Genomic DNA, 20,696 nt, shown 5'->3' with positions numbered 1-20,696 from the left:
GGATTGGCAATGCAGTTAATTTTAGGTGAATTCAATGAAGTAATCACTGAATCTGTTCTTTTCGCAAATTGTTTTCCAGCAACGCCTCATAAACGGGTGGACTTTCCAGCCAGTCGGTAATAAGCAATGCGGTAAAGCAGGCGACAAACAACGGCAATATCAGCGCATAATTGCCGGTCATTTCATTGCCCGGCAAACAGTTCACGACTTAAGGTAGTTAAGCCATTTTAGCATCTTCCAATATCAAGGATAATTGCTGTCTAACTTGCGTAATACCTTGGTTGATAACAATGCCTCTTTTACTCAACAAGCCGCGCGTTTGGTTGACCAGCGCAGTGAGTTTATCAACCAACTCTTTGCGGATATTATGAACTGACGTTACGCAGTAACGTAGTTTGTATCCCATTTTCCCGCCGAGCACTGGCTACACATCCGCACGACGAACCCGATTGAATCGACCTTTGCCACAATCCGGCATCGGACCACCCGCACCAAGAATTGCGTGTCGAGGAATACATTACTGGGCTTGGTGTTTCATCTGACGCTGGCCGCCGAAATCAGCAGATGACCGCCTGATTCAGGCCGACCATACACCAGATTTGACTATTTCTCACAGCGGAAAGGCAGCAATTGTTTCAATCTGTTTTTCCTGCATGTTGGTTTTGTCGCCCTTGTGCAACATCTACGGATTTCTGTAACTTTGGGCGTTTCTGATGTATTGCGCTACAATCCCAAAATGGAATTTGAAATTATTGGCAATATTAGGCATCCCGAAACTTTTGCTCGTGGCTCAGGCATTAGGTAGTTACCAAGGCTTCGTAAAATTCATGGGCAGGGGTTTATGGCGTAAGCGTAAGGGCTTTGCCACAGTGCGTTTGCAAGATGGAACGCTCCGCGAAGCAGAAATTCATTGGTACGAAGCATCGGGCATTGGCAAACGGGAATTTAAAATTAAACGTTACATTGACACACAATCATGAACAAACACAAACACGAATTCGTAATCTGTATCAATAACCGTGGCTATGAAGTTTCATTGGAACCCCGTAAGCTCTATGAAATTTTGGCGGATGCTGAGGCAGAAAAACATAACCAAATTCGGGTGATTGATGAATCTGGCGAGGATTTTTTATATCCGGCATCTTTATTCGATAGAATTACTCTTCCTGCTCAAGTTATCGAGCATGTTTTTTATGCACAGGCCTAAATTGTTTTGGGTTTACCCTTATCCGCTTTAATGCGTCGTGCTGAATGCCCAACAAGCCAGTTAAAGGGACGCGCCGCCCGTTGGCGGTTTTAAAATTTCATTTTTATCAAGGTCCGGCGGCTTCGTTTGGCTTTCGTTAGCGGCACGCCCCGTAACGTTGGGCGCAAAGTGCATTAACCTTCCCAGTGTGAGAAAATATAACCCTTGATGTCAAGTCCCGCCTGATAATAAACCTTTTAACAAACAACCCAGGCTTATCTTCTTGCCATTTTTGAACGGCTTGCATGGGTGTTTGATGTATACCGCCGGATTTAGAGAGCCAGCCGTCAAGCTGGCCAATGAGAGCGACAAACCCATTGCCCAAACCAAGCGTAAGTTTAAAGCGACCACCGATTCTAAACATGACAAGCCTATTTCACCGAATTTTCTGGATCGTGAATTTAAGGTGAGCCGACCCGATCAAGTCTACGTTGGTGATATTACCTATATGCCAGCTTTTAAATTCAAGTATGCACAAAGCAAGCCTGTATGAAGTGCAACGAAATAGGGTGTTTGATGTAGAATCCGTATTCCGCTATCGCGCCATACGGGCTACGCAATTTATATGAACCATCCCACACATACCCAATGACTGTACCCCACGAATTCGTCAACTGGTTCCGCTCTTCTTCCCCTTACATCCACGCCCATCGTAACAAAACCTTTGTTATCTCGTTTGGTGGCGAAGCGGTGTTGGCGGCTGATTTTGAACACCATGTCCATGATTTTGCCTTGCTCAATAGCTTAGGCATCCGCCTGGTGCTGGTGCATGGCATCCGTCCGCAAATCGACCAACGTCTGCAAAACTCCGCACCACCACGCTTCCATAATCATCTGCGGATTACCGATGGTTTAGCCTTGCAAGCCGTGAAGGAAGCGGCGGGCCTGGTGCGCGTTGAAATTGAGGCGTTGTTGTCGCTAGGCTTGGCGAATTCGCCGATGGCGGGGGCGAAAATCAAGGTCGCGTCGGGCAATTTTGTCACTGCCAAGCCCTTGGGAATCATTGATGGCATAGATTATTGCCATACGGGGGAAGTGCGCCGGATTGATAGCGAGGCGATCCACCAGCAACTTGACCAAGACAATGTCGTGCTGATTTCGCCGATTGGTTATTCGCCCAGCGGGGAGATTTTTAACCTGTCCGCCGAACAAGTGGCGACCGCCGTGGCTATCGCCTTAAAAGCGGAAAAATTGGTTTTGTTGACGGAACAAAATTGTTGCCATCCTGACAGCGGCGAAAAAATCCAGCAAATGACCACAGCCGAGGTCACCGCTTTTCTTGACGAACATAAAAATCTTCATGAAATTATTAGCTTGCCTCTGAAAGCCGCAATTCATGCTTGTAATTCAGGGATTGCACGGGTACATTTAATCAATCGGCTCCAAAATGGGGCATTGTTATTGGAACTGTTCACGCGTGATGGTATCGGTACCTTGGTCAGTTCTACGCCGTTTGAAGATTTACGTCCTGCTATCATGAACGACATTGGCGGTATTTTGGAACTGATCAAGCCGCTAGAGCAACAAGGGATACTGGCGAAACGTTCCAGGGAAAAAATAGAAATGGAAATTGCCGATTATTTTGTGATCGAGCGCGACGGCCTGATTATTGGCTGTATTGCCTTGCATGCCTATTTGCAACGGCATTTTGGGATTTTGGCTTGTCTTGCCGTGCATCCAAATTATCAACGTTCCGCCCGTGCAAATCGTCTGTTAGACCATGCCTGCCGTAAAGCCAAACAGCTTAACCTGAAAAAATTATTTGTTTTATCGACGCAAACGGTACACTGGTTTATCGAGCGAGGTTTTATATCGTCAGATCTTAGCAATCTTCCTGAGCCGCTTAAGGCACTTTATAACCCACAAAGAAATTCCAAGGTTCTTTGTAAAGACATTGAATAGCCCTGACGATGACATTATCTACCGAATGCCTGTCGATATTGCAGTTATCCGATACCCATATCCTCGCCACTCCATCTGCCACCTTGCTTGGCGTTGATACCGCCTATTATTTTCGGGCAGTGTTGGCGCAGGCGTTCGCTGAAAGAAAAACTTTTGATTTGATTATGCTCACCGGCGATATTGCACAACAACCGGTGATGGAAAGCTATCAATACGTTTTGGAGCACATAACTGGCTACGGTACTCCGTGTGTGTGTTTGCCCGGCAATCATGATGATTACGCGCTAATGCAAAAAATCCTCAACACCAGGCTGGTAAATTGCCGTAAGCAATTGTTTTTAAAGAATTGGCAAATTATTAGCCTAAATAGCCAGATTATTGGTGAAGAAGGCGGTTTTTTGCCGTCAGAAGAATTGGCATTCCTTGACCGGTGTTTAAGCCAGTATCCAGGCCAATACGCATTGATTGCCGTGCATCATCATGTTTTAGCGACGGAAAGTGTCTGGATGGACACCATGATGATTACCAATAGCGGAGATTTTTTAGCTTTAGTTGGACAATACCCGCAGGCTAAAGTGGTTCTCAACGGACATATCCACCAATCAATGGATAAACAAACTCCAAGCTTGCGGGTGTTGGGCACACCGTCAACTTGTTTCCAATTCAAACCCAAAAGCGTAGAGTTCGCATTGGATGACGCTTCACCTGCTTACCGCCATATCCAACTGTATCCCGATGGGCGGGTTAGCTCACAGGTCAGCCATCTTCTTGAACCGCTGATTGGTTTGGATGGGGGGACCAACGGTTATTGAAGATGGAGCAGGGGTTTAGCGTTTTTAGTTGTGCAGAAATTTTACAATTGAGCCGAATTTAACGTACCAATACCACTTCGAATTAAACGAAGCAAAAAGCTTGTGCAAACATTCTGGTTGTTAAAATGTTTGCAGAAGCCTCCTGCTTCGAGTGTTTGGCTTTGCGGCGATATTGGGTTTTATCACAGAAAGCCTGGGTTTTATTGAATTGGTGGGCGAATTTGGCAACGGGATTTTGCTGCGGCAAACTGTCCAATTGGCGTTGATTTTTACGTTTTTTCATGGATTACCTCTTATAATATAAAACATTTTCGACCTGCGCTGTTTAGCGCACAGAACAGAGTAAAGCAAAAACCATGAAGTTCAAAAAAGATTTTGATGTGATTGTGGTCGGTGGCGGACATGCCGGAACCGAGGCGGCCTTGGCGGCGGCGCGATGTGGGGCGAAGACCTTGTTGCTGACTCAAAATCTCGACACGGTGGGGCAAATGAGCTGCAACCCCGCGATAGGCGGCATCGGCAAAGGCCATTTGGTCAAAGAAGTGGATGCGCTGGGTGGGATTATGGCGAAAGCCATAGATGTGGGCGGTATCCAGTTCCGTACCTTGAATGCCAGCAAAGGCCCTGCGGTCAGGGCGACCCGTGCGCAAGCCGACCGTAAGTTGTACAAGCAAGCGGTTCGGGGCGTGTTGGAAAACCAGCCGGACTTGGCCTTATTTCAACAAACCGTTGCCGATTTGATCGTTGAAAACAACCGCGTCGCCGGTGTCAAAACCCAAATGGGCCTGGATTTTAAAGCCAAAGCCGTGGTGTTGACGACCGGTACGTTTTTGGGCGGTAAAATCCATATCGGCCTGGAAAATTATAGCGGTGGACGTGCGGGTGATCCGGCGTCGATTGCCTTGGCGGAACGTTTGCGGGAAATGCCGTTCCGCATCGACCGCTTAAAAACCGGCACACCGCCGCGCATAGACGGGCGCACGATAGATTTCAGCCAGCTACAAGAGCAGCATGGCGACACGCCCGTCCCCGTGTTTTCGTTCATGGGCAAACGCGGACAGCATCCACGGCAAATCCCTTGCCATATCACCCGCACCACGCAGCAAACCCATGACATCATCCGTGCGGGGCTGGATCGTTCACCCTTGTATTCCGGCGTGATCGAAGGCATAGGCCCGCGTTATTGCCCGTCGATAGAAGACAAAATTGTGCGTTTCGCCGACCGCGATTCACACCAGATTTTTATCGAACCGGAAGGGCTGGATACCCACGAAATTTACCCGAACGGTATTTCCACCAGCTTGCCGTTCGATGTGCAATACGATTTTGTGCGCTCGATGCCAGGATTTGAGAATGCCGAAATCATCCGCCCAGGTTATGCGATTGAATATGACTTCTTCGACCCGCGCGATTTGAAAATGTCGCTGGAAACCAAACACTTGGACGGCCTGTTTTTCGCCGGCCAAGTCAACGGCACCACCGGCTATGAAGAAGCTGCGGCGCAAGGCTTGATTGCCGGCTTGAATGCGGCCCGGCAAGTGTTGGGGCTGGAAAGCTGGTGTCCGGCGCGGGATGAAGCCTATATCGGCGTGATGATTGATGATTTGATCACGCGCGGAACCCAAGAGCCGTACCGCATGTTCACCAGCCGCGCCGAATACCGCTTGTTGTTGCGGGAAGATAATGCCGATTTGCGTTTGACTGAAAAAGGGCGTGAACTGGGCTTGGTCGATGATGACCGTTGGCAGGCGTTTGTCAGCAAACGTGACGCCGTCACCAGCTTACAAGATACCTTGAAAAAGACCTGGATAAGGGCAGAAAGCGAAGCAGCCTTGCAAGTGGAGACCTACTGGGGCAAGCCCTTGTTAAAAGAAGCCAACTTGATGGAATTGTTGCGCCGCCCTGAAGTTGACGTTTTGCAATTGCTGAATTTTTTGCCTGACTGTGGGGAAATTCCTGAAGCAGTCAGCGAACAGGCGGAAATACAGGCAAAATACGCGGGCTATATCGTCAGGCAGCAGTCCGAAATTGACAAATCCTTGCGTCATGACCATTTGAAACTGCCGGAAAGCTTGGATTATCAAGGTATTCCTGGCTTATCGAATGAGCTTAGTGAAAAACTCCGTAAACAACGGCCTGAAACCTTGGGGCAAGCTTCCCGCATCCAAGGCATCACCCCGGCGGCAATTTCCCTGTTGCTGGTTTATTTAAAGAAAAAATCTGCCTGATGGATAATTGCGGACAAGAATTGCTAGAAGGCTTAAGGGCGTTGGATTTGCCCTTGGAGCCGCCCGCCATCAAATCCTTACTGGACTTTATCGCCCTGATCGAAAAATGGAACAAAGCCTATAACCTCACCGCCATCCGTAAAAAAGAAGAAATGGTCGGGCTGCATTTGCTGGACAGCCTGGCGATTTTGCCGCATTTGCACGGCACACGCATCATCGACATCGGTACGGGGGCGGGGCTTCCGGGCATTCCGTTGGCGGTTTGCTGTCCCGAACGCGAATTCACTTTGCTGGATTGCAATGCGAAAAAAACCCGTTTTGTGCAGCAAGCCGTCTTGGAACTGAAACTGAAAAATGTTACTGTCTGCCATCAACGGGTGGAAGATTATCAACCAACACAAGGTTTTGACTCCATCCTCACACGGGCCTTTGCCAGTTTGCCGGACATTATCGCCTTGACCGCCCATTTGCTGGCGGAAAACGGTGTGCTATTAGCCATGAAAGGCCAACAAGCCGAGGCGGAATCGGCGCAAGTTTCCGCTAAAACAACACTGATCCCCATCAACGTGCCTGGCATTGCCGCCGAAAGATGCCTGATACGGGTAGAAACGCTAGACCAACCGAGGTAAGTAAGTGGGAAAAATAATTGCCGTCACCAATCAAAAAGGCGGCGTAGGCAAAACAACAACCAGCGTCAACTTGGCGGCTTCATTGGCCGCAGCCAATCGCCGCGTCTTATTGGTGGATCTTGATCCGCAAGGTAATGCCGCCATGGGTTGTGGTGTTGATAAAGAAGACATCAGTTACTCCAGTTATGATGTGCTGATGGAAGATGTGCCAGTCAGCGCGGCGGCGGTGGTGCGCCCAGAATTGGGATTCTCGGTCATTCCGGGCAATGCCGATTTGACCGCCGCCGAAGTGCAATTGATGAATGCCGACCGGAAAGAATTGCGTCTGCGCTATGCCTTGACGCAAGTTACCATGCAATACGATTACATCCTGATCGACTGCCCGCCATCGCTGAACATGCTGACCTTAAATGCGATGGTCGCCGCCAATAGCCTGTTGATTCCGGTGCAATGCGAGTATTACGCTCTGGAAGGCTTGTCGGCGCTGATGGGGACACTGAAAAACATCCAAAGCACGGTCAATCCCGGCCTGTATTTGGAAGGCATACTGCGCACCATGTTCGATGACCGCAACCGTTTGACCAAAGACGTATCCGAGCAATTGCTGCGCTATTTTGGCGATCAAGTTTTTAGGACTTGCATACCCAGAAATATCCGTTTGGCTGAAGCGCCCAGTCATGGTTTGCCCATATTGGCTTATGACAAAAGCTCGCGTGGAGCTACGGCTTATACGTCCCTCGCCGATGAAATGATACAAAATGAAAAAAAATAATCACTTGACTGAAAAAAAACGTGGCTTGGGCAGAGGGCTTGAAGTGCTGTTGGCTGACACGCAATCCATGGACGCCTTGCATTCAACCTCTACAAACCCTGCCGATGCAAACCCTGCCGACCCTGCCGAAAAAGGCAAGCCTGCGGAAAATACGCAAACATCCAATGACGCTTTGCGGACTGAGTGCTTACAGCTTTTAAAAGAAGCCGAAGCCCTGAGAATTTTGCTGCTGGAATTTGAATTGATCATCCGCGCTGATTTGCATTGATTCCATCCAATCGGCCATTACTCACATCGGGATGGGTGGCAAATCCATCCCGCCCAGTATGGCCCTGCCTTTTTCCAATCACTTAAAACAAACAAGTAGCAAAGCAATGGCTGTACAAAAACGTGGATTAGGCCGTGGGCTGGATGCTTTATTGGGTGAAATTGCGCCGAAAGACGGTGGCAAGGAAACAGAGGATAAAGCGGTCCAAGCGGCGACCAACCCGACCCAACACCTGCCGATAGAATATCTGCAACGCGGCAAATACCAGCCGCGCAAGGATATGAACCCTGAAAAATTGCAGGAATTGGCCGATTCCATCCGGGCGCAAGGCATTATCCAGCCTATCGTCGTGCGCCAAATCGCCGCCGAAAAATACGAAATTGTCGCCGGTGAACGCCGTTGGCGGGCCGCGCAATTGGCGGGTTTGCAAGACGTGCCGGTATTGGTGCGCGAGATCGACGACCGTGCCGCAATGGCGATTGCCTTGATCGAAAACATCCAGCGCGAAGACCTCAACCCACTGGAAGAAGCCGACGCCTTACGCAAATTGCTCGACGAATTTGCGATGACCCACCAGCAAATCGCCGATGCCGTGGGCAAATCCCGCACCACCATCACCAATTTGTTGCGCCTGATCGAGCTGAACCCTGAAGTCAAAAAGCTGCTGATTAACCGGCAATTGGAAATGGGCCATGCCCGCGCCTTATTGTCGCTCAGCGACAGCCAACAACTCACCATCGCCCAAAAAATAGTCAAAGACGGCCTGACCGTCCGCGCCGCCGAGCAATTGGTCAAACAATGCCACGCCGAACCGAAAACACCAGTAGAAAAACGCATTGATAACGATACCTTGCGCTTGCAGAATGAGCTGACTGCAAAGCTAGGCGCGAAAGTAGTCATCGACCACAAGGAAAACGGCGGTGGCAAACTGGTCATCACTTACACCAGCTTGGATGAGTTGGACGGGATTATTGGGCAGATCAAATAAAACCAGATGGTTGCAACTGTGCCACCGAATCGTTCACAGACCTCATGACCAAAAAAATCAGAGAATTGATTGCTGAACTTGAAAAGGCTGGTTTCGTCAATCGGGGCGAAAAAGGCAGCCATAGAAATTTTATGCACCCACTCCTCATAAGATCAGTGGTCATTTCTGGAAAAGCGGGCGATGATGCCAAAAAATATCAAGAAAAGGCGGTTGAAGCGGCGATCGCGGAGGCGAAAAAATGAATGAAAAATACCGATATGTAAAAATCGTGGAATGGTCTGATGCAGACCAGTGTTTTGTTGGCAGTTGTCCAGGGCTTTTTTATGGTGGTTGTCACGGTACTGACGAAAAGCAAGTCTTTGCCGAACTTTGTGAAATCGTCGATGAAACCATCGCAAGCTTCCTTGAGAACGGGGATTATTTGCCGCCTGCAACGGCGGGCAAAGATTACGCGGATAAAGTGCTTCACACCTGAGTTTTCAAGTACCCCATTGGGCTACGCATCATTAAAGATACGATTTTTTTATAGTAGAACCACCACCATGCCAACCCTATTCCACCACCTGCTCACCGAAACCCAGGCGATAAGCCCCGATGCCGAGGCGATTGTCCATAAAAAATTGACTTGGACATACAAACAACTAGGCCAGCTTGTCCAGCAACAAGCCCGCGCCCTGCAAGCCCTGAATTTGCAGCCGCAACAACGGGTTGCTGTATACCTGCCTAAACAAATCGAAACCGTCAGCAGTTTTTTGGCGATTAGTCTGGCGGGCGGCGTGTTTGTGCCTGTCAATCCGGTGCTGAAAGCGGCGCAGCTTGGCTATATCCTCAGCAATTGCAACGTCACTATCCTTGTCACCTCGAAAAACCGCTTGCCTGGGCTAACCGAAGTGCTGGCGGAATGCCCGGATTTGCAGGCCATTGCCATCACTGACGCGGAAGACATCGACTACGAAGCCGTGGCGGGCAAAAGCGTTATAAGCTGGCAGCGGTTTATGGCCAATGCGGCGGAAACCTTGCAAACACCACCGACCATCGACACCGACATGGCGGCGATTTTGTACACTTCCGGCAGTACAGGCAAACCCAAAGGTGTGGTGATTTCTCATCGCAACCTGATTACAGGCGCGATCAGCGTCAGTGAATACTTGTCCATCACCGCCGCCGACCGTTTGCTGGCGGTGTTGCCGTTCAGCTTTGATTATGGTCTGAACCAACTCACCACGGCTTTGCTGAAAGGCGCGACTTGCGTGTTGCTGGATTATCTGTTGCCGCGTGATGTCGTGATGGCGATGGAAACTTACCAAATCACCGGACTTGCCGCCGTGCCGCCGCTATGGGCGCAACTGGCGAACGTCACTTGGCCTGAGGGCATCAATGGGCATTTGCGCTATATGACCAACTCCGGCGGCAAAATGCCCAAGGCCATTTTGGCGGCGATCCGCGCCAAAGTGCCGGACAGCCGTTTTTTCCTGATGTACGGACTCACCGAAGCGTTCCGCTCGACCTATTTGCCGCCGGAACAAATCGACATCCGCCCCGACTCGATGGGCAAAGCCATCCCCAACGCCGAAATTTTGGTGGTGCGCGAAGATGGCAGCCTTTGCGACGCGCACGAGGCGGGCGAACTGGTGCATCGTGGCTCGCTGGTGGCGATGGGGTATTGGAATGACCCGGCCACCACGGCGGTGCGGTTCAAACCCGCACCTGGGCAGTTGCCACAATTGCCGTTGACGGAAATCGCCGTGTGGTCGGGCGACACGGTGACGCGCGATGAAGCAGGCTATTTGTATTTCGTCGGGCGCAAGGACGACATGATCAAAACCTCCGGTTACCGCGTCAGCCCCACGGAAATCGAAGAAGTCGTCTACGCCTCCGGTCTTGCCAAAGAAGCCGCCGCGCTGGGGATTGAACATGATGTTCTGGGGCAAGCGGTGGTGGTCGTGGTCAGTGCCGACGAGCCGGAAGCCTTTGATGGACAAACGATTGTCAATGTCTGCAAAGCCCAATTGCCCAATTTCATGGTTCCTGCCAAAGTCATCGCCTTAGCGGGCTTGCCCAAAAATCCCAATGGAAAGATTGACCGGAAGTCACTGACTGGGCAGTTTGCAAATATTTTCAATGAAAATAGCTAGTTAGGGTTGAATATACTTCAAACGGTCACGTTTTCGGTTTTTGCAATCCATCGTAGGGTACGCTGTGCGTACCTTTAAAAATCATCATAAAATCAATGCAAAAGGTACGCACAGCGTACCCTACCTAAAAAAACCGAAATCGTGACCGTTCAGAGTATAGGTTTAAAGGATTTTTCATGCTTATATTCCCACCAAACATTAAAGGAGTTACACAATGGCACGCGAATTTGATGTGATTGTTGAAAAAGATTCCGAAGGCTATTTTGTCGCGTCCGTACCTGCATTGGCGGGTTGCCATACCCAGGCCAAATCGCTGGACGAATTGATGGAACGTATCCGTGAGGCGATTGAATTGTGTCTTGAAGTCCAGGATGAAGTATCAGAATCCCTTGAGTTTGTAGGTATTCAACGGATTTCAATAGCGGCATGACATCGTTTCCCAGTGTAACAGGTAAAAAGCTTTTAGCTGTTTTGGTTGGTACAGGTTTTGAATTATTGCGTGTTAAAGGCAGCCATCATTTCTTTCGTCATGCGGATGGACGCTCAACCGTTGTGCCTGCATGGCAACGAAACCATCGGCCCTGGCCTGCTTGCTAAAATCCTTCGGGATTGTGATTTGACCCGCGACCAGTTACAAAAACTTTTGTAAAATTTTAAACCAGCGATGAACTCAACTATCCCCCAACACGCCCCCATGACCCAATTCGCCGTCTCCAACAACGAATTGCTGATCGGCGGCATTCCGCTATCACGACTTGCCCAGCGTATCGGCGGCACACCGTTTTATGCCTATGACCGCCAGCTACTGACGCAACGAGTCGCCGAACTGCGCCGTGATATGCCGCCGGAGTTAAAAATCCATTACGCGATGAAAGCCAACCCCATGCCCGCCGTGGCGCAACACATGGCAAGCATCGTCGATGGTTTTGATCTGGCGTCGGCAGGGGAAATGAAAGTCGCGCTGGACACCACTATGTCCGCCGAGCACATCAGCATGGCCGGGCCGGGCAAACGCCCTGACGAATTGCGGCAAGCGGTGGCGGCCGGCATCACCATCAACGCCGAATCCTTCCATGAATTGGACACGCTCGCGCGGATTGCCGGGCAAATCGGCATCACGCCACGCGTGGCATTGCGTATCAACCCCGCATTTGAGCTGAAAGCCTCCGGCATGAAAATGGGCGGTGGGGCGAAGCAATTTGGCATTGATGAAGAATTAATCCCCGAAGCCTTGCTGCATATCAAAACACGGGGATTCGATTTTCAAGGTTTCCACATCTACAGCGGCTCGCAAAACCTGAAAGCCGAATCAATTATTGAAGCCCAGCAAAAAAGCCTGCAACTCGCATTGCAACTCGCTGACGCTTGCCCCGGCCCGATACGCAAGCTCAATATCGGCGGCGGTTACGGCATTCCGTATTTCCCTGGGGAAACGCGCTTGGACACCCGCCAAGTCGGCAACGCGCTGGCAGTGGCAATGGCAAGCTTCAAAACCGCGCAAGCCGATACCGAAATCGTCATCGAACTGGGGCGTTATCTAGTCGGTGAAGCGGGGATTTATGTGGCAAAAGTCATAGATAAAAAAGTCTCGCGTGGGCAGATTTTTTTGATGGTCGATGGCGGACTCCATCATCACCTGGCGGCATCGGGCAATTTCGGGCAGGTCATCCGCAAAAATTATCCAGTGGCGATAGGAACGAACATGGCTGGCGAGGAGCTGGAAAACGTCAATATCGTCGGGCCGTTGTGCACACCGTTAGACAGCCTTGCCGACAAAATGCGGTTGCCGAAAGTGGAAATTGGCGATTTGGTGGTGGTTTACCAATCAGGGGCTTATGGCTATACCGCCAGCCCTAGTAAATTTCTTAGCCAGCCGGAGGCGGCGGAAGTGCTGATTTAAGTCCGGGCGGGGGCATTGACAATCATTTTAGCCAATGAAGCGATTAAATATAGCCAGCCTTTGTAATAGAGCGGCCTGTACTTGAGTATTTCTATCGCACTGGAAAAAGATTTTGCATATTGGCCTGCGTCAAAGGTTTGCCAACAAAAACTCTCCCAACTATCAGCCAGCCGTTTATTCATGACAGGGTTGCCGATTGCCGTGCCGTCCTTGTCACGCAAACCAAATTTTTGCACGGCTTTGCTTAGAAGCATGGCCTCAAAGTTTTTTTGCGGTGCGGTTTTGGTTATGCTGCTGGAGTGTATCCGGTAAGCAGATAAAACACTTTTTAGTTTCATGATTTGAGTGGCTTGGGAGGCCCTCAACCAATAGTCATAATCTTGGCCTCGACGTAAGTTTGGATCAAACCCACCGGCTTCATCGCAAATTTTCTTTACTATCAATACTGAAGACGTATGCACAATACACTCCATCAGCAAACGTGTATAAAGCCAGCCTGATTTTTCTTCTGCGATGGCGTCCAATTCGGTAGCATTTGGGGGCGTTTTAGGCAAACCATCGGCGCTATCATGCAGCTCTATCCATGTGTTATAGACCATGCCAATATCTTGATGCTGTTCGAGATAGCCAACTTGGGTACTGATTTTCCAAGGCACCCAAAGATCATCGGCGTCAATGAAAGCAATATATTTGCCTTGTGCTGTTTTTATCCCTTGGTTTCTAGCGACAGCGGAGCCGGCATTGCTTTGGTCGATTATTTTAATCCTATCTTTGTATTGGTCGAGGTACTGGTCGAGAATCGCCGCCGTGCCGTCGGTGGAGCCGTCATTGATGACGATGACTTCGAGATTTTTATAATCCTGCGAGAAAATACTGGTAAGCGTGTCATTGATTGTACTTTCATCGTTATAAACGGGCACTACGACGGAAACCAAAGGTTGATCCCCGCTACACGCTGGCATTGGTTGATTTTCTTGATTGGACAAAACGGCTCTCCGGGGGATTTGATCGGATCGGCTAGTGGATTTTATGGTGATTTTTAATGGAAACCAGACCGGTTAAAGCCTCTTTGTTCTCTGGTATCAGGTTTGGCGGCCTCTATTATGATAATTTCTTTACCCAGTCGGATGACCATTCGGCTACTTGGTCGCGCCAGGCCGCCGAAGAAAAGGTATGGTCGGCTTCGGCAAAATCACGGCGAAAAACGCGCGGGTTACTCAGCAAAGATTGCCATTCAGGATCAGCTTTAACGGTTTCTTTGAATTCGTCGGCGGTCAAATCACGTCCGCTAAGGATCAACAAGACGGGATATTCAAATTGCTTTAGGCATTCGCGCATGCGTGTCGGCAGGGCGAGATGTTCATCGACTTTTGTCACTTTATGTTGTGATTCTGGCGTTGCGGATTTACTGGCCGCTTGCTTCACTATCCGCCACAACGAAAGCACCGAACTGGCGTAATTGAATTTTAGCGACAATACCTTCAGCCAAAAATCCTTGCTAAAAAATCGTTGCAGGTAGTAATGTCTTAAATAAGTCTTGGCTGAACCTTGTTCGGTAAATACCCACGGATTTAGCAACACCATGCCTTTAACCCGTTGATCTTGATACGCATAAAACAAAGCGGCAGAAGCCCCGTCACATAATCCCCAGAGCACCACTTGGCTGAGTGCCGGGCAGGAGGCAAAAAAATAATCGCTTGCCGCCCGTATGTCATCGTCAATTTGCCCGAAATTGTGCGGCTGGCCTTGTGAGTCGCCCATGCCACGGACATCGAAACGCATGACAGGGATGCCTTGGGCTGCCAGATGGCGCGCCAGCAAGACAAACTGGCGATGGCTGCCGACCCGGTATTGTGGGCCACCCACGATCATTAACACGCCAAGGGCCGCGCTTATATCGGCTTGGTGGATAATCCCGTGTAGGTTTTGTCCTTGGCAGGCAAAGATAACCGGGATTTCAGTTAGGTTTTCTGTCGCTTGAAGCTCGCTTAACACAATAAGCCTGGTTTGGTTATCATAAAGACCGGGGGTTCAAATCGGGATGGAATTCAAATAGTTTGGGGTATTGATGGCGGTAAGGCTGTCAGTAGCAATTGGTGGATGGTCGTTACCGCCATTGCCCAAGCTTCTTACAACTGGCGGTGATCAAATCAGGTGCCTCGCTGATTTCTTGGCTGGCCCAAAAGCTGTCGCCGACAATTTTTGTCAACGAAGCATTGATGTGTTGGGCTTGCAAGGTGGCAAGCCATTGCGTGTTGGCCAAGGCAATAGGCGTGTCCGGGTTGGACACCACTTCAAACAAAGCCATTTCTTTAACGGTTTGACATGGCAGTTGCTCGGCGCGTAATGCCATTAAAGGCCGGGCTAAATCGGGGTTTAACCCATATCCGGCGACTTCTAAAGCTTGCCCTGCCAACAATTGTTGTTTTAGATCAGCCGTTTTTTCCCGTGGGGCGTTGCTGTCCATCATTGCCGCCGCCACCCGCAACCGTAAAAATTGGGTGAGGAAAATATCGCCATTGACAACGGGTTGCCAGGCGATGAGGTGTGCGATGGGATGCCGGGTACGGTTGGCAAAATCCATTGCCAACAACACACCTGCCCTTAATCCCCATAAATCAATGGATTGTGCCCCTTGCTGCCTTAGCCAAGCAATCGTGGTATCAATATTTTGCAACCAAATTTCCCACGTTGCGTCGCCAAAATCTCCGGTACTGTCGCCAGTACCGAACAAGTCCAAAACCAAAACGGCATAAGCTTGCTGGGCAAACGCTTGTGCCTGTAAAGCCACCATACGCCGGGATTTGTTCATTTCCTCAGCAAAAGCGGGGATATGGATGATTGCGCGGCTAACATCATTGTTAATGGGTGGGTAAAATCCACAAAACAACTGCCCCGATTGGCAGGGGATGAATAATGGCTTCATAGCAAGCAAGGGTTCATGCCAGTTTTTGCTCGACAAATGCCACTAAGGAGCCGACGGTTGCAAATATTGACGCGTCAATTTCATCATCATCGACTATAAAGCCAAAACGGTTTTCCAGTGCGGTGATGATGGAAACCACCGCCATTGAATCAAATTCGGGGATGGAGCCTAGCAAAGGCGTGTCTGTAGAAAATTGGAAGCCCTTATTCTGAAACTGGAAAACCTCTATTAGAAGTGTTATAACGCTATCGTTTATTGACATAATATTGAGTTTAAATGATAAGAAAAAGCGGGGCTAAGGAACTAGAAACGTTAAAAATAGTAAGCGAAAATCGGCGTATTTCAATTTAATCTAGTTACAATGCGAACACCCAAGCCTAAACTGCCTCTAAAATGACCATCCACTTTAACACCATCAATTCGTTTGCTCAATTCTATCCTAAAGCAAAATTGCCCGTACAGCCTGTATTTGATTTTTCCACGTTAAATTTAAAATCCAGCGACAATACCCACGCTTCTGTATTTACTAAACAAGGCCTTTTTTTTGGCAACGCCAGGACTTGTTTAGCCCACGCTTTTGCCTTATCAGGCGTCAACGCAGACAGCGCGGTGCTGATACCCGCTTACCACTGCGGCTCAATGGTTGAACCTGCATTGTGGTTGAATGCCGACGTTTTGCTATATCAGCAGGATGCTGATTTATCGCCAAATCGAAAGCATCTGGAAAAATTATTGGGCGACGCCACCAAACCAGTCCGCGCCTTGTTATTGCCGCATTATTTTGGTTTTCCGCAAGATATTGATTATTGGCGTACTTTCTGCGACGCGAACAAGCTAAAATTAATTGAAGATTGTGCCCACGCCTTTTTTGGCACGACCAGCCAAGGCAAAACCCTAGGTACTGGCGGCCATTATTCAGTCGCTAGTGTCAGAAAATTTTTTTGCAGCCCTGATGGCGGTATTTTGATCGGCGAAAAATTGCCTTCAAGCATAACAGCAACAATTAAACCCGACTTTAGGCGCCAGCTCCACGCTACCCTGCAAATGCTATTGCTCGCGGCGGAATTTGGCAGTTTAGGTAAGCTTGGGCGGCTCATTTTGCTGCTTGATAAATATCGGACTAGGCTTAAACCTAAACCCCAGCCCCAATCAGCTCCGGCGACAATAGCAGAAACAACAGCGCAGTGGAGTTGGTTTGACCCTGATTTAATGCCCGTCAGAGGCTTGGATGTGTCCCGGCTATTGATGAAATACAGCCACTTGCAAAGTATCATCGACAGCAGGCGTAGGAATTACGCCAGGCTTATGGCGGGCATTGCCGGGATACCGCATGTGAAACCGCTATTTCCAGAACTCCCCGCCCATGTTGTGCCTTACATGTTTCCGGTTTTATTGGAATCTGGGGAGTCCGGTTTCGACCGCTTAAAACATGCCGGCGTCCCACTTTGGCGATGGGAAGAGCTTGCCACCAGTGATTGTCCGGTTAGCCAACGCTATAGATTGCAATTACTCCAAATACCCTGCCATCAAAATATTACCGCCTCGCAAATTGATTGGATCATCGACCAATTTAGCGACATTTTAGGAAAGCCTAAACCATGACCACCTGGAAACTGTTACCCGTCTCTGCTTTTTCTGAATATACCGGACAATGGGATGCGCTGAATCAACAACTTTACCAATCCCACCCTTTATTTGATTCGCGTTTTGTCGGTGCGCTGCTCAAACATTTTGGCAATCCGCAAGCGATCCTTGCCGTCTACCCTGCAACCGCCGGACACCGCGGCAATTTGTTGTTGCTAGAACCTAGAAAACTGGGTGTCTGGGGGACATTTATGCCTAGCCAAACCCAAATCGCCCCGTTGCTGTGTGGCTATCCAGAAGCGTTGCCCGGCTTGTTTGCCGTACTGCCAGGTTTGCCGGTCATGATAGATGTGCTATGCCAAGATCCGCTCTATACCTTTTTGACCCAATCCCTGGATTACACTGATAATTTAAGCCACGCTTTGACCATCAATATTGATGTCACCAATAATTTTGCCGATTACTGGCAACAACGCCCGAAAAACTTACGGCAAAACATCAGGAGCTATTCAAATCGGCTGAAAAAAAATGGCTTGGACAGCCAAATTAAAATCGTTTCAAATATTGAAGAGATGCCAGACGCCCTGGCGCGTTATGGGGAAATCGAAACCTCAGGATGGAAAGGCGGGGAAGGCACCGCCATCCATGCTTCCAATCTTCAAGGGTTGTTTTATATCGATGTCCTAAAAGCGTTTGCCACCACAGGGCAAGCAGAAATTATTGAATTTTATATAAATGACCAATTGGCCGCCTCCCGTATTTGTCTTATTAACACTGAGATGCTAATAACGCTTAAAACCACTTTTAATGAATCTTTTTCGTTTTACAGCCCTAGCCACTTGATGCTTTATCTGTTGATTGAACGGGAGTTTTTGCTCAAGCGGGTACGCTATGTGGAGTTTTATACCAACGCCAAACCGGAGCAATTATTTTGGTGTACGGGGCAACGCCCTATTGAACATCTGAGTATTTTCCGGTCTGCCACGGTGCAGTGGATGTTAAGATGCTTGCAGGGCGTCAAAGCGAAGCTTGCAAAAACAAGATGATTATAAAAGTATAAAAAATCAGGTTTCCAATCAGCACCCACTTTGTCGCGGCAAACCCAACGCATTTGGCTCCCGGTAGCCATTGCAGCCAAATAATTTGATACACCCTAATTAAAAGGAACTGAATTATACCGATAAGATAAGTATTGATTTATTGTCCGATTGGGTTCGGCATCGGGCAATCATATTAAGGAAGCTACACCGAGAGGGTATCTAAGAGTTATGACAGAAGAAAAATAGACTGGAAACATGCACACAAAATGGAAAGTGTCCGTTTCCGGTTTTTATCGGGTATCCTTGCCCAAGCAGCTATTAGGGAAATTCAACGCAAAAAATGCACTACATAGGATGTGCTGTACCCACAGGACATAAAAGGCACGAAGCGCGTCTGTCGAGTGTACAAACGCGAATGATGCGCCTCCCGTTCGGCACATCCTATAAACGTAGCAAAAACAAAAAAGCCCATAAAACATGGGCTTTTTTGTTTTTTTACATCCTACTAACCAACCACCGATTAAAATGGAATATCGTCATCATAAGGCTCGTCGAAATTGTCGTGGCTGGGTGCTTGGGATTGGGGCGCACTGGCGCGGCCTGGGGCGGGGGAGCCTACAGGCGTGCCGCCTTCGTTGCGTTTGCCGACCAAGTCAATGATGTTGGCGTTTAATTCCAAGGCGGTTTTCATGCTGCCGTCGTTGGCTTTGTATTCGTTCATGGAAAGCTCTCCAGAAACAAACACTTGTTGGCCTTTTTTCAGGTAGTTCTGCAAACTGCCTTCGGCGCGTTTGCCAAATAAGGCGACGCGTATCCATAAAGTTTGTTGTTTATCGCCAAAACCGATGTTGTTGGCGACATTAACGTTCAGCACCGCCAATCCGGCGGGGGTGTATCTGACTTCGGCATCGCGGCCTATGGTTCCGGTAAAGCTAAATACGTTGCTCATAAAAAATCTCTGCTAGTTAATGAAATGAGTGACTAGACCTTTCAGGTTTCTAAAACCTGAAAGGTCTTCTGGCAAATGCGTTATTCTTCAAGGGCTTTTTTATAACGGATAGATGAAAACACCGACAAGCCAATCAACACCGCGCCAACCAAGCCCGTCACCACTTCAGGAATTTCATGCACCATGCTGACCAGCATAATCGCCGCCAAGCTGCCGATGGCATAGTGGGCGCCGTGTTCCAGAAACACATATTCATCCAGCGTACCTTTACGCACCAGATAAACGGTCAGACTCCGTACAAACATCGCGCCTATCGCCAAGCCCAGCATGATGATGACGACATCTTGGGTGATCGCAAACGCGCCGATGACGCCGTCAAAAGAAAAGGACGCATCCAACACTTCTAGGTACAAAAAGCTCATGACACTGCCTTTTTTCAGCACGTCCGCCAGTTCTTCGCCTTCTTCCTCATCTTCAAACAAGGCCGACAAACTATCGACAATGACGTATAAAATCACGCCAAATACGCCAGCCACCAGGGCTTCATGGCGGATGGCTTCAGGCAACCAGTATTGGGTTCCCAGCAACAATCCCAAAGCCAGGATGATTTCAATCGACTCCAGTTTGCCGAAACCCGCCATTTTTTTCTCGATATAACCTAACCAATGCAGTTCCTTGTTTTCGTCAAAAATGAACGAGAAAAACACCATTAGCAGGAACATGCCTCCAAACGCGGCGATTTGGACGTGCGATTCGGTCAAATGCTGGGCGTAGGTTGCAGGCTCATGCAAGGCCATTTGCGTGACCCCGATAAAATCTATGCCCGTCGCCATCGCCACGATGGTGATGGGGAACAATAAGCGCATACCGAACACGGCGATCAAAATCCCCCAGGTCAGAAAGTATTGCTGCCAGCGTTCGTCCATGCGTTTAAGTATGGACGCATTGACCACGGCGTTGTCGAATGACAAGCTGACTTCCAGCACCCCCAAAATCATGGCGATGAGCGCCCCCGCCACGCCGCCCGCCACACCACCAGAAATGCTGCCCCAGTAAAAGGCAATTGCCAAACTAATGGCGGTGACAATAAAAGAAAGTCGAAAATGCTGCATAAAAGAATCCTTAACAAGTAATTTAACCAGCAACTATAAGTCCATTTATATTAAAATCAATACTTAGGCGATTTCCGGCCAGGGCTACCTCATTAAAAATAGCGACCCAACCAACAGAATTTTAGATAATAGCGGCATAAGCAATTGATCAAGGACGATGGAGAAATGGATTTTTTAGATATTTTTGGACAGCTCGACGATCCCC

Annotated in this window: 26 protein-coding genes and 2 pseudogenes; 19 read left to right on the top strand and 9 right to left on the bottom strand. The window is 49.0% G+C overall.

Features of this window, described 5'->3' with window-relative positions; all coding sequences use genetic code 11:
- Nucleotides 1–43 precede the first annotated feature (43 nt).
- Together PHH59_RS13910 and PHH59_RS13905 are read right to left on the bottom strand one after the other, a co-directional pair.
- Nucleotides 44–205, bottom strand: a complete 162-nt coding sequence (locus PHH59_RS13910; RefSeq protein ID WP_300017332.1) for a hypothetical protein — start codon at nucleotides 203–205, stop codon at nucleotides 44–46.
- A 12-nt stretch (nucleotides 206–217) separates the two neighbouring features.
- Nucleotides 218–406 carry a hypothetical protein gene (locus PHH59_RS13905; protein WP_300017328.1) on the bottom strand — a complete coding sequence of 63 codons (189 nt, stop codon included), beginning with the start codon at nucleotides 404–406 and terminating at the stop codon, nucleotides 218–220.
- Between PHH59_RS13905 and PHH59_RS13900 the strand changes: the two are divergent.
- From PHH59_RS13900 to cpdA, 6 genes and pseudogenes are all read left to right on the top strand, one after another.
- Nucleotides 407–541 (top strand): annotated as a pseudogene (locus tag PHH59_RS13900) (IS256 family transposase); the annotation flags it as partial.
- A 202-nt stretch (nucleotides 542–743) separates the two neighbouring features.
- Nucleotides 744–980, top strand: coding sequence for a hypothetical protein (locus PHH59_RS13895; RefSeq protein WP_300017326.1), 237 nt, complete (start codon nucleotides 744–746; stop codon nucleotides 978–980).
- Nucleotides 977–1,207, top strand: coding sequence for a hypothetical protein (locus PHH59_RS13890; protein ID WP_300017323.1), 231 nt, complete (start codon nucleotides 977–979; stop codon nucleotides 1,205–1,207). The genes PHH59_RS13895 and PHH59_RS13890 overlap by 4 nt, the downstream gene beginning before the upstream one ends.
- A gap of 367 nt (nucleotides 1,208–1,574) precedes the next feature.
- Nucleotides 1,575–1,700 (top strand): annotated as a pseudogene (locus tag PHH59_RS13885) (IS3 family transposase); the annotation flags it as partial.
- Between the two features lie 134 nt (nucleotides 1,701–1,834).
- Nucleotides 1,835–3,148 carry an amino-acid N-acetyltransferase gene (argA, locus tag PHH59_RS13880; RefSeq protein WP_300017320.1) on the top strand — a complete coding sequence of 438 codons (1,314 nt, stop codon included), beginning with the start codon at nucleotides 1,835–1,837 and terminating at the stop codon, nucleotides 3,146–3,148.
- A gap of 8 nt (nucleotides 3,149–3,156) precedes the next feature.
- Nucleotides 3,157–3,960, top strand: a complete 804-nt coding sequence (gene cpdA, locus PHH59_RS13875) for a 3',5'-cyclic-AMP phosphodiesterase (RefSeq protein ID WP_300017317.1) — start codon at nucleotides 3,157–3,159, stop codon at nucleotides 3,958–3,960.
- Nucleotides 3,961–4,042: 82 nt separating this feature from the next.
- Here cpdA and PHH59_RS13870 read toward each other — a convergent pair whose 3' ends face one another.
- On the bottom strand, nucleotides 4,043–4,243 hold the full coding sequence (locus tag PHH59_RS13870) for a hypothetical protein (protein WP_300017314.1): 201 nt from the start codon (nucleotides 4,241–4,243) through the stop codon (nucleotides 4,043–4,045).
- A 73-nt stretch (nucleotides 4,244–4,316) separates the two neighbouring features.
- Between PHH59_RS13870 and mnmG the strand changes: the two genes are divergently transcribed.
- The 11 genes from mnmG to PHH59_RS13815 all read left to right on the top strand — a co-directional run bounded on the left by mnmG (nucleotide 4,317) and on the right by PHH59_RS13815 (nucleotide 12,880).
- Entirely contained in the window at nucleotides 4,317–6,188 is a 1,872-nt protein-coding gene (mnmG, locus tag PHH59_RS13865) for a tRNA uridine-5-carboxymethylaminomethyl(34) synthesis enzyme MnmG (protein WP_300017311.1), read from the top strand.
- Nucleotides 6,188–6,817 carry a 16S rRNA (guanine(527)-N(7))-methyltransferase RsmG gene (gene rsmG / locus PHH59_RS13860; RefSeq protein WP_300017308.1) on the top strand — a complete coding sequence of 210 codons (630 nt, stop codon included), beginning with the start codon at nucleotides 6,188–6,190 and terminating at the stop codon, nucleotides 6,815–6,817. Before mnmG ends, rsmG begins: the two co-directional genes overlap by 1 nt.
- A gap of 4 nt (nucleotides 6,818–6,821) precedes the next feature.
- Complete coding sequence (locus tag PHH59_RS13855; protein ID WP_300017305.1) at nucleotides 6,822–7,589, top strand: ParA family protein; 768 nt, start codon at nucleotides 6,822–6,824, stop codon at nucleotides 7,587–7,589.
- Nucleotides 7,576–7,857: a hypothetical protein gene (locus tag PHH59_RS13850; protein ID WP_300017302.1), complete on the top strand. Its 282-nt coding sequence runs from the start codon at nucleotides 7,576–7,578 to the stop codon at nucleotides 7,855–7,857. Before PHH59_RS13855 ends, PHH59_RS13850 begins: the two co-directional genes overlap by 14 nt.
- Nucleotides 7,858–7,963: 106 nt before the next feature.
- Nucleotides 7,964–8,845, top strand: coding sequence for a ParB/RepB/Spo0J family partition protein (locus tag PHH59_RS13845; RefSeq protein ID WP_300017299.1), 882 nt, complete (start codon nucleotides 7,964–7,966; stop codon nucleotides 8,843–8,845).
- 44 nt (nucleotides 8,846–8,889) lie between these two features.
- Nucleotides 8,890–9,087 carry a type II toxin-antitoxin system HicA family toxin gene (locus PHH59_RS13840; RefSeq protein WP_300017296.1) on the top strand — a complete coding sequence of 66 codons (198 nt, stop codon included), beginning with the start codon at nucleotides 8,890–8,892 and terminating at the stop codon, nucleotides 9,085–9,087.
- Nucleotides 9,084–9,320: a hypothetical protein gene (locus PHH59_RS13835; protein ID WP_300017293.1), complete on the top strand. Its 237-nt coding sequence runs from the start codon at nucleotides 9,084–9,086 to the stop codon at nucleotides 9,318–9,320. Before PHH59_RS13840 ends, PHH59_RS13835 begins: the two co-directional genes overlap by 4 nt.
- Before the next feature lie 67 nt (nucleotides 9,321–9,387).
- Nucleotides 9,388–10,980 (top strand): acyl-CoA ligase (AMP-forming), exosortase A system-associated, encoded by a 1,593-nt coding sequence (locus tag PHH59_RS13830; protein WP_300017290.1) that lies wholly within the window; start codon nucleotides 9,388–9,390, stop codon nucleotides 10,978–10,980.
- A gap of 214 nt (nucleotides 10,981–11,194) precedes the next feature.
- A complete protein-coding gene (locus PHH59_RS13825) occupies nucleotides 11,195–11,410 on the top strand; it encodes a type II toxin-antitoxin system HicB family antitoxin (RefSeq protein WP_300017287.1) in 216 nt (71 codons plus the stop codon).
- Entirely contained in the window at nucleotides 11,407–11,577 is a 171-nt protein-coding gene (locus PHH59_RS16965; protein ID WP_366905065.1) for a type II toxin-antitoxin system HicA family toxin, read from the top strand. The genes PHH59_RS13825 and PHH59_RS16965 overlap by 4 nt, the downstream gene beginning before the upstream one ends.
- Before the next feature lie 97 nt (nucleotides 11,578–11,674).
- A complete protein-coding gene (locus PHH59_RS13815; RefSeq protein WP_300017281.1) occupies nucleotides 11,675–12,880 on the top strand; it encodes a pyridoxal-dependent decarboxylase, exosortase A system-associated in 1,206 nt (401 codons plus the stop codon).
- On the opposite strand, the gene PHH59_RS13810 is transcribed toward PHH59_RS13815, so the two are convergent.
- The 4 genes from PHH59_RS13810 to PHH59_RS13795 all read right to left on the bottom strand — a co-directional run bounded on the left by PHH59_RS13810 (nucleotide 12,877) and on the right by PHH59_RS13795 (nucleotide 16,068).
- Nucleotides 12,877–13,866, bottom strand: coding sequence for a glycosyltransferase family 2 protein (locus PHH59_RS13810; protein WP_300017278.1), 990 nt, complete (start codon nucleotides 13,864–13,866; stop codon nucleotides 12,877–12,879). The genes PHH59_RS13815 and PHH59_RS13810 overlap by 4 nt on opposite strands.
- Before the next feature lie 115 nt (nucleotides 13,867–13,981).
- Nucleotides 13,982–14,875 carry a hydrolase 1, exosortase A system-associated gene (locus PHH59_RS13805; protein ID WP_300017275.1) on the bottom strand — a complete coding sequence of 298 codons (894 nt, stop codon included), beginning with the start codon at nucleotides 14,873–14,875 and terminating at the stop codon, nucleotides 13,982–13,984.
- Between the two features lie 112 nt (nucleotides 14,876–14,987).
- The gene (locus tag PHH59_RS13800) at nucleotides 14,988–15,806 is read right to left on the bottom strand and encodes a hydrolase 2, exosortase A system-associated (RefSeq protein ID WP_300017272.1); all 819 of its coding nucleotides are present in this window, start codon (nucleotides 15,804–15,806) and stop codon (nucleotides 14,988–14,990) included.
- Nucleotides 15,807–15,819: 13 nt separating this feature from the next.
- On the bottom strand, nucleotides 15,820–16,068 hold the full coding sequence (locus tag PHH59_RS13795) for a phosphopantetheine-binding protein (RefSeq protein ID WP_300017269.1): 249 nt from the start codon (nucleotides 16,066–16,068) through the stop codon (nucleotides 15,820–15,822).
- A gap of 131 nt (nucleotides 16,069–16,199) precedes the next feature.
- Between PHH59_RS13795 and PHH59_RS13790 the strand changes: the two genes are divergently transcribed.
- Nucleotides 16,200–17,408, top strand: a complete 1,209-nt coding sequence (locus PHH59_RS13790; protein ID WP_300017266.1) for a DegT/DnrJ/EryC1/StrS family aminotransferase — start codon at nucleotides 16,200–16,202, stop codon at nucleotides 17,406–17,408.
- On the top strand, nucleotides 17,405–18,436 hold the full coding sequence (locus PHH59_RS13785) for a GNAT family N-acetyltransferase (RefSeq protein WP_300017263.1): 1,032 nt from the start codon (nucleotides 17,405–17,407) through the stop codon (nucleotides 18,434–18,436). The genes PHH59_RS13790 and PHH59_RS13785 overlap by 4 nt, the downstream gene beginning before the upstream one ends.
- A gap of 514 nt (nucleotides 18,437–18,950) precedes the next feature.
- On the opposite strand, the gene PHH59_RS13780 is transcribed toward PHH59_RS13785, so the two are convergent.
- Together PHH59_RS13780 and PHH59_RS13775 are read right to left on the bottom strand one after the other, a co-directional pair.
- A complete protein-coding gene (locus tag PHH59_RS13780) occupies nucleotides 18,951–19,379 on the bottom strand; it encodes a single-stranded DNA-binding protein (RefSeq protein ID WP_300017260.1) in 429 nt (142 codons plus the stop codon).
- 80 nt (nucleotides 19,380–19,459) lie between these two features.
- Nucleotides 19,460–20,491: a DUF475 domain-containing protein gene (locus PHH59_RS13775; protein ID WP_300017258.1), complete on the bottom strand. Its 1,032-nt coding sequence runs from the start codon at nucleotides 20,489–20,491 to the stop codon at nucleotides 19,460–19,462.
- Nucleotides 20,492–20,696 lie beyond the last annotated feature (205 nt).

This window comes from Methylovulum sp., from assembly GCF_028687615.1.
Taxonomy (GTDB): Bacteria; Pseudomonadota; Gammaproteobacteria; order Methylococcales; family Methylomonadaceae; genus Methylovulum.
Note: the sequence above shows the minus strand (reverse complement) of the source record. Positions and strands in the feature narration are given on the sequence as shown.

Coding starts and splice junctions, on each gene's coding strand:
- PHH59_RS13905 (WP_300017328.1), bottom strand. CDS start 406: ATGGGATACAAACTACGTTACTGCGTAACGTCAGTTCATAATATCCGC.
- PHH59_RS13890 (WP_300017323.1), top strand. CDS start 977: ATGAACAAACACAAACACGAATTCGTAATCTGTATCAATAACCGTGGC.
- argA (WP_300017320.1), top strand. CDS start 1,835: ATGACTGTACCCCACGAATTCGTCAACTGGTTCCGCTCTTCTTCCCCT.
- cpdA (WP_300017317.1), top strand. CDS start 3,157: ATGACATTATCTACCGAATGCCTGTCGATATTGCAGTTATCCGATACC.
- PHH59_RS13870 (WP_300017314.1), bottom strand. CDS start 4,243: ATGAAAAAACGTAAAAATCAACGCCAATTGGACAGTTTGCCGCAGCAA.
- mnmG (WP_300017311.1), top strand. CDS start 4,317: ATGAAGTTCAAAAAAGATTTTGATGTGATTGTGGTCGGTGGCGGACAT.
- rsmG (WP_300017308.1), top strand. CDS start 6,188: ATGGATAATTGCGGACAAGAATTGCTAGAAGGCTTAAGGGCGTTGGAT.
- PHH59_RS13850 (WP_300017302.1), top strand. CDS start 7,576: ATGAAAAAAAATAATCACTTGACTGAAAAAAAACGTGGCTTGGGCAGA.
- PHH59_RS13845 (WP_300017299.1), top strand. CDS start 7,964: ATGGCTGTACAAAAACGTGGATTAGGCCGTGGGCTGGATGCTTTATTG.
- PHH59_RS13840 (WP_300017296.1), top strand. CDS start 8,890: ATGACCAAAAAAATCAGAGAATTGATTGCTGAACTTGAAAAGGCTGGT.
- PHH59_RS13835 (WP_300017293.1), top strand. CDS start 9,084: ATGAATGAAAAATACCGATATGTAAAAATCGTGGAATGGTCTGATGCA.
- PHH59_RS13830 (WP_300017290.1), top strand. CDS start 9,388: ATGCCAACCCTATTCCACCACCTGCTCACCGAAACCCAGGCGATAAGC.
- PHH59_RS13825 (WP_300017287.1), top strand. CDS start 11,195: ATGGCACGCGAATTTGATGTGATTGTTGAAAAAGATTCCGAAGGCTAT.
- PHH59_RS16965 (WP_366905065.1), top strand. CDS start 11,407: ATGACATCGTTTCCCAGTGTAACAGGTAAAAAGCTTTTAGCTGTTTTG.
- PHH59_RS13815 (WP_300017281.1), top strand. CDS start 11,675: ATGACCCAATTCGCCGTCTCCAACAACGAATTGCTGATCGGCGGCATT.
- PHH59_RS13800 (WP_300017272.1), bottom strand. CDS start 15,806: ATGAAGCCATTATTCATCCCCTGCCAATCGGGGCAGTTGTTTTGTGGA.
- PHH59_RS13795 (WP_300017269.1), bottom strand. CDS start 16,068: ATGTCAATAAACGATAGCGTTATAACACTTCTAATAGAGGTTTTCCAG.
- PHH59_RS13790 (WP_300017266.1), top strand. CDS start 16,200: ATGACCATCCACTTTAACACCATCAATTCGTTTGCTCAATTCTATCCT.
- PHH59_RS13785 (WP_300017263.1), top strand. CDS start 17,405: ATGACCACCTGGAAACTGTTACCCGTCTCTGCTTTTTCTGAATATACC.
- PHH59_RS13780 (WP_300017260.1), bottom strand. CDS start 19,379: ATGAGCAACGTATTTAGCTTTACCGGAACCATAGGCCGCGATGCCGAA.
- PHH59_RS13775 (WP_300017258.1), bottom strand. CDS start 20,491: ATGCAGCATTTTCGACTTTCTTTTATTGTCACCGCCATTAGTTTGGCA.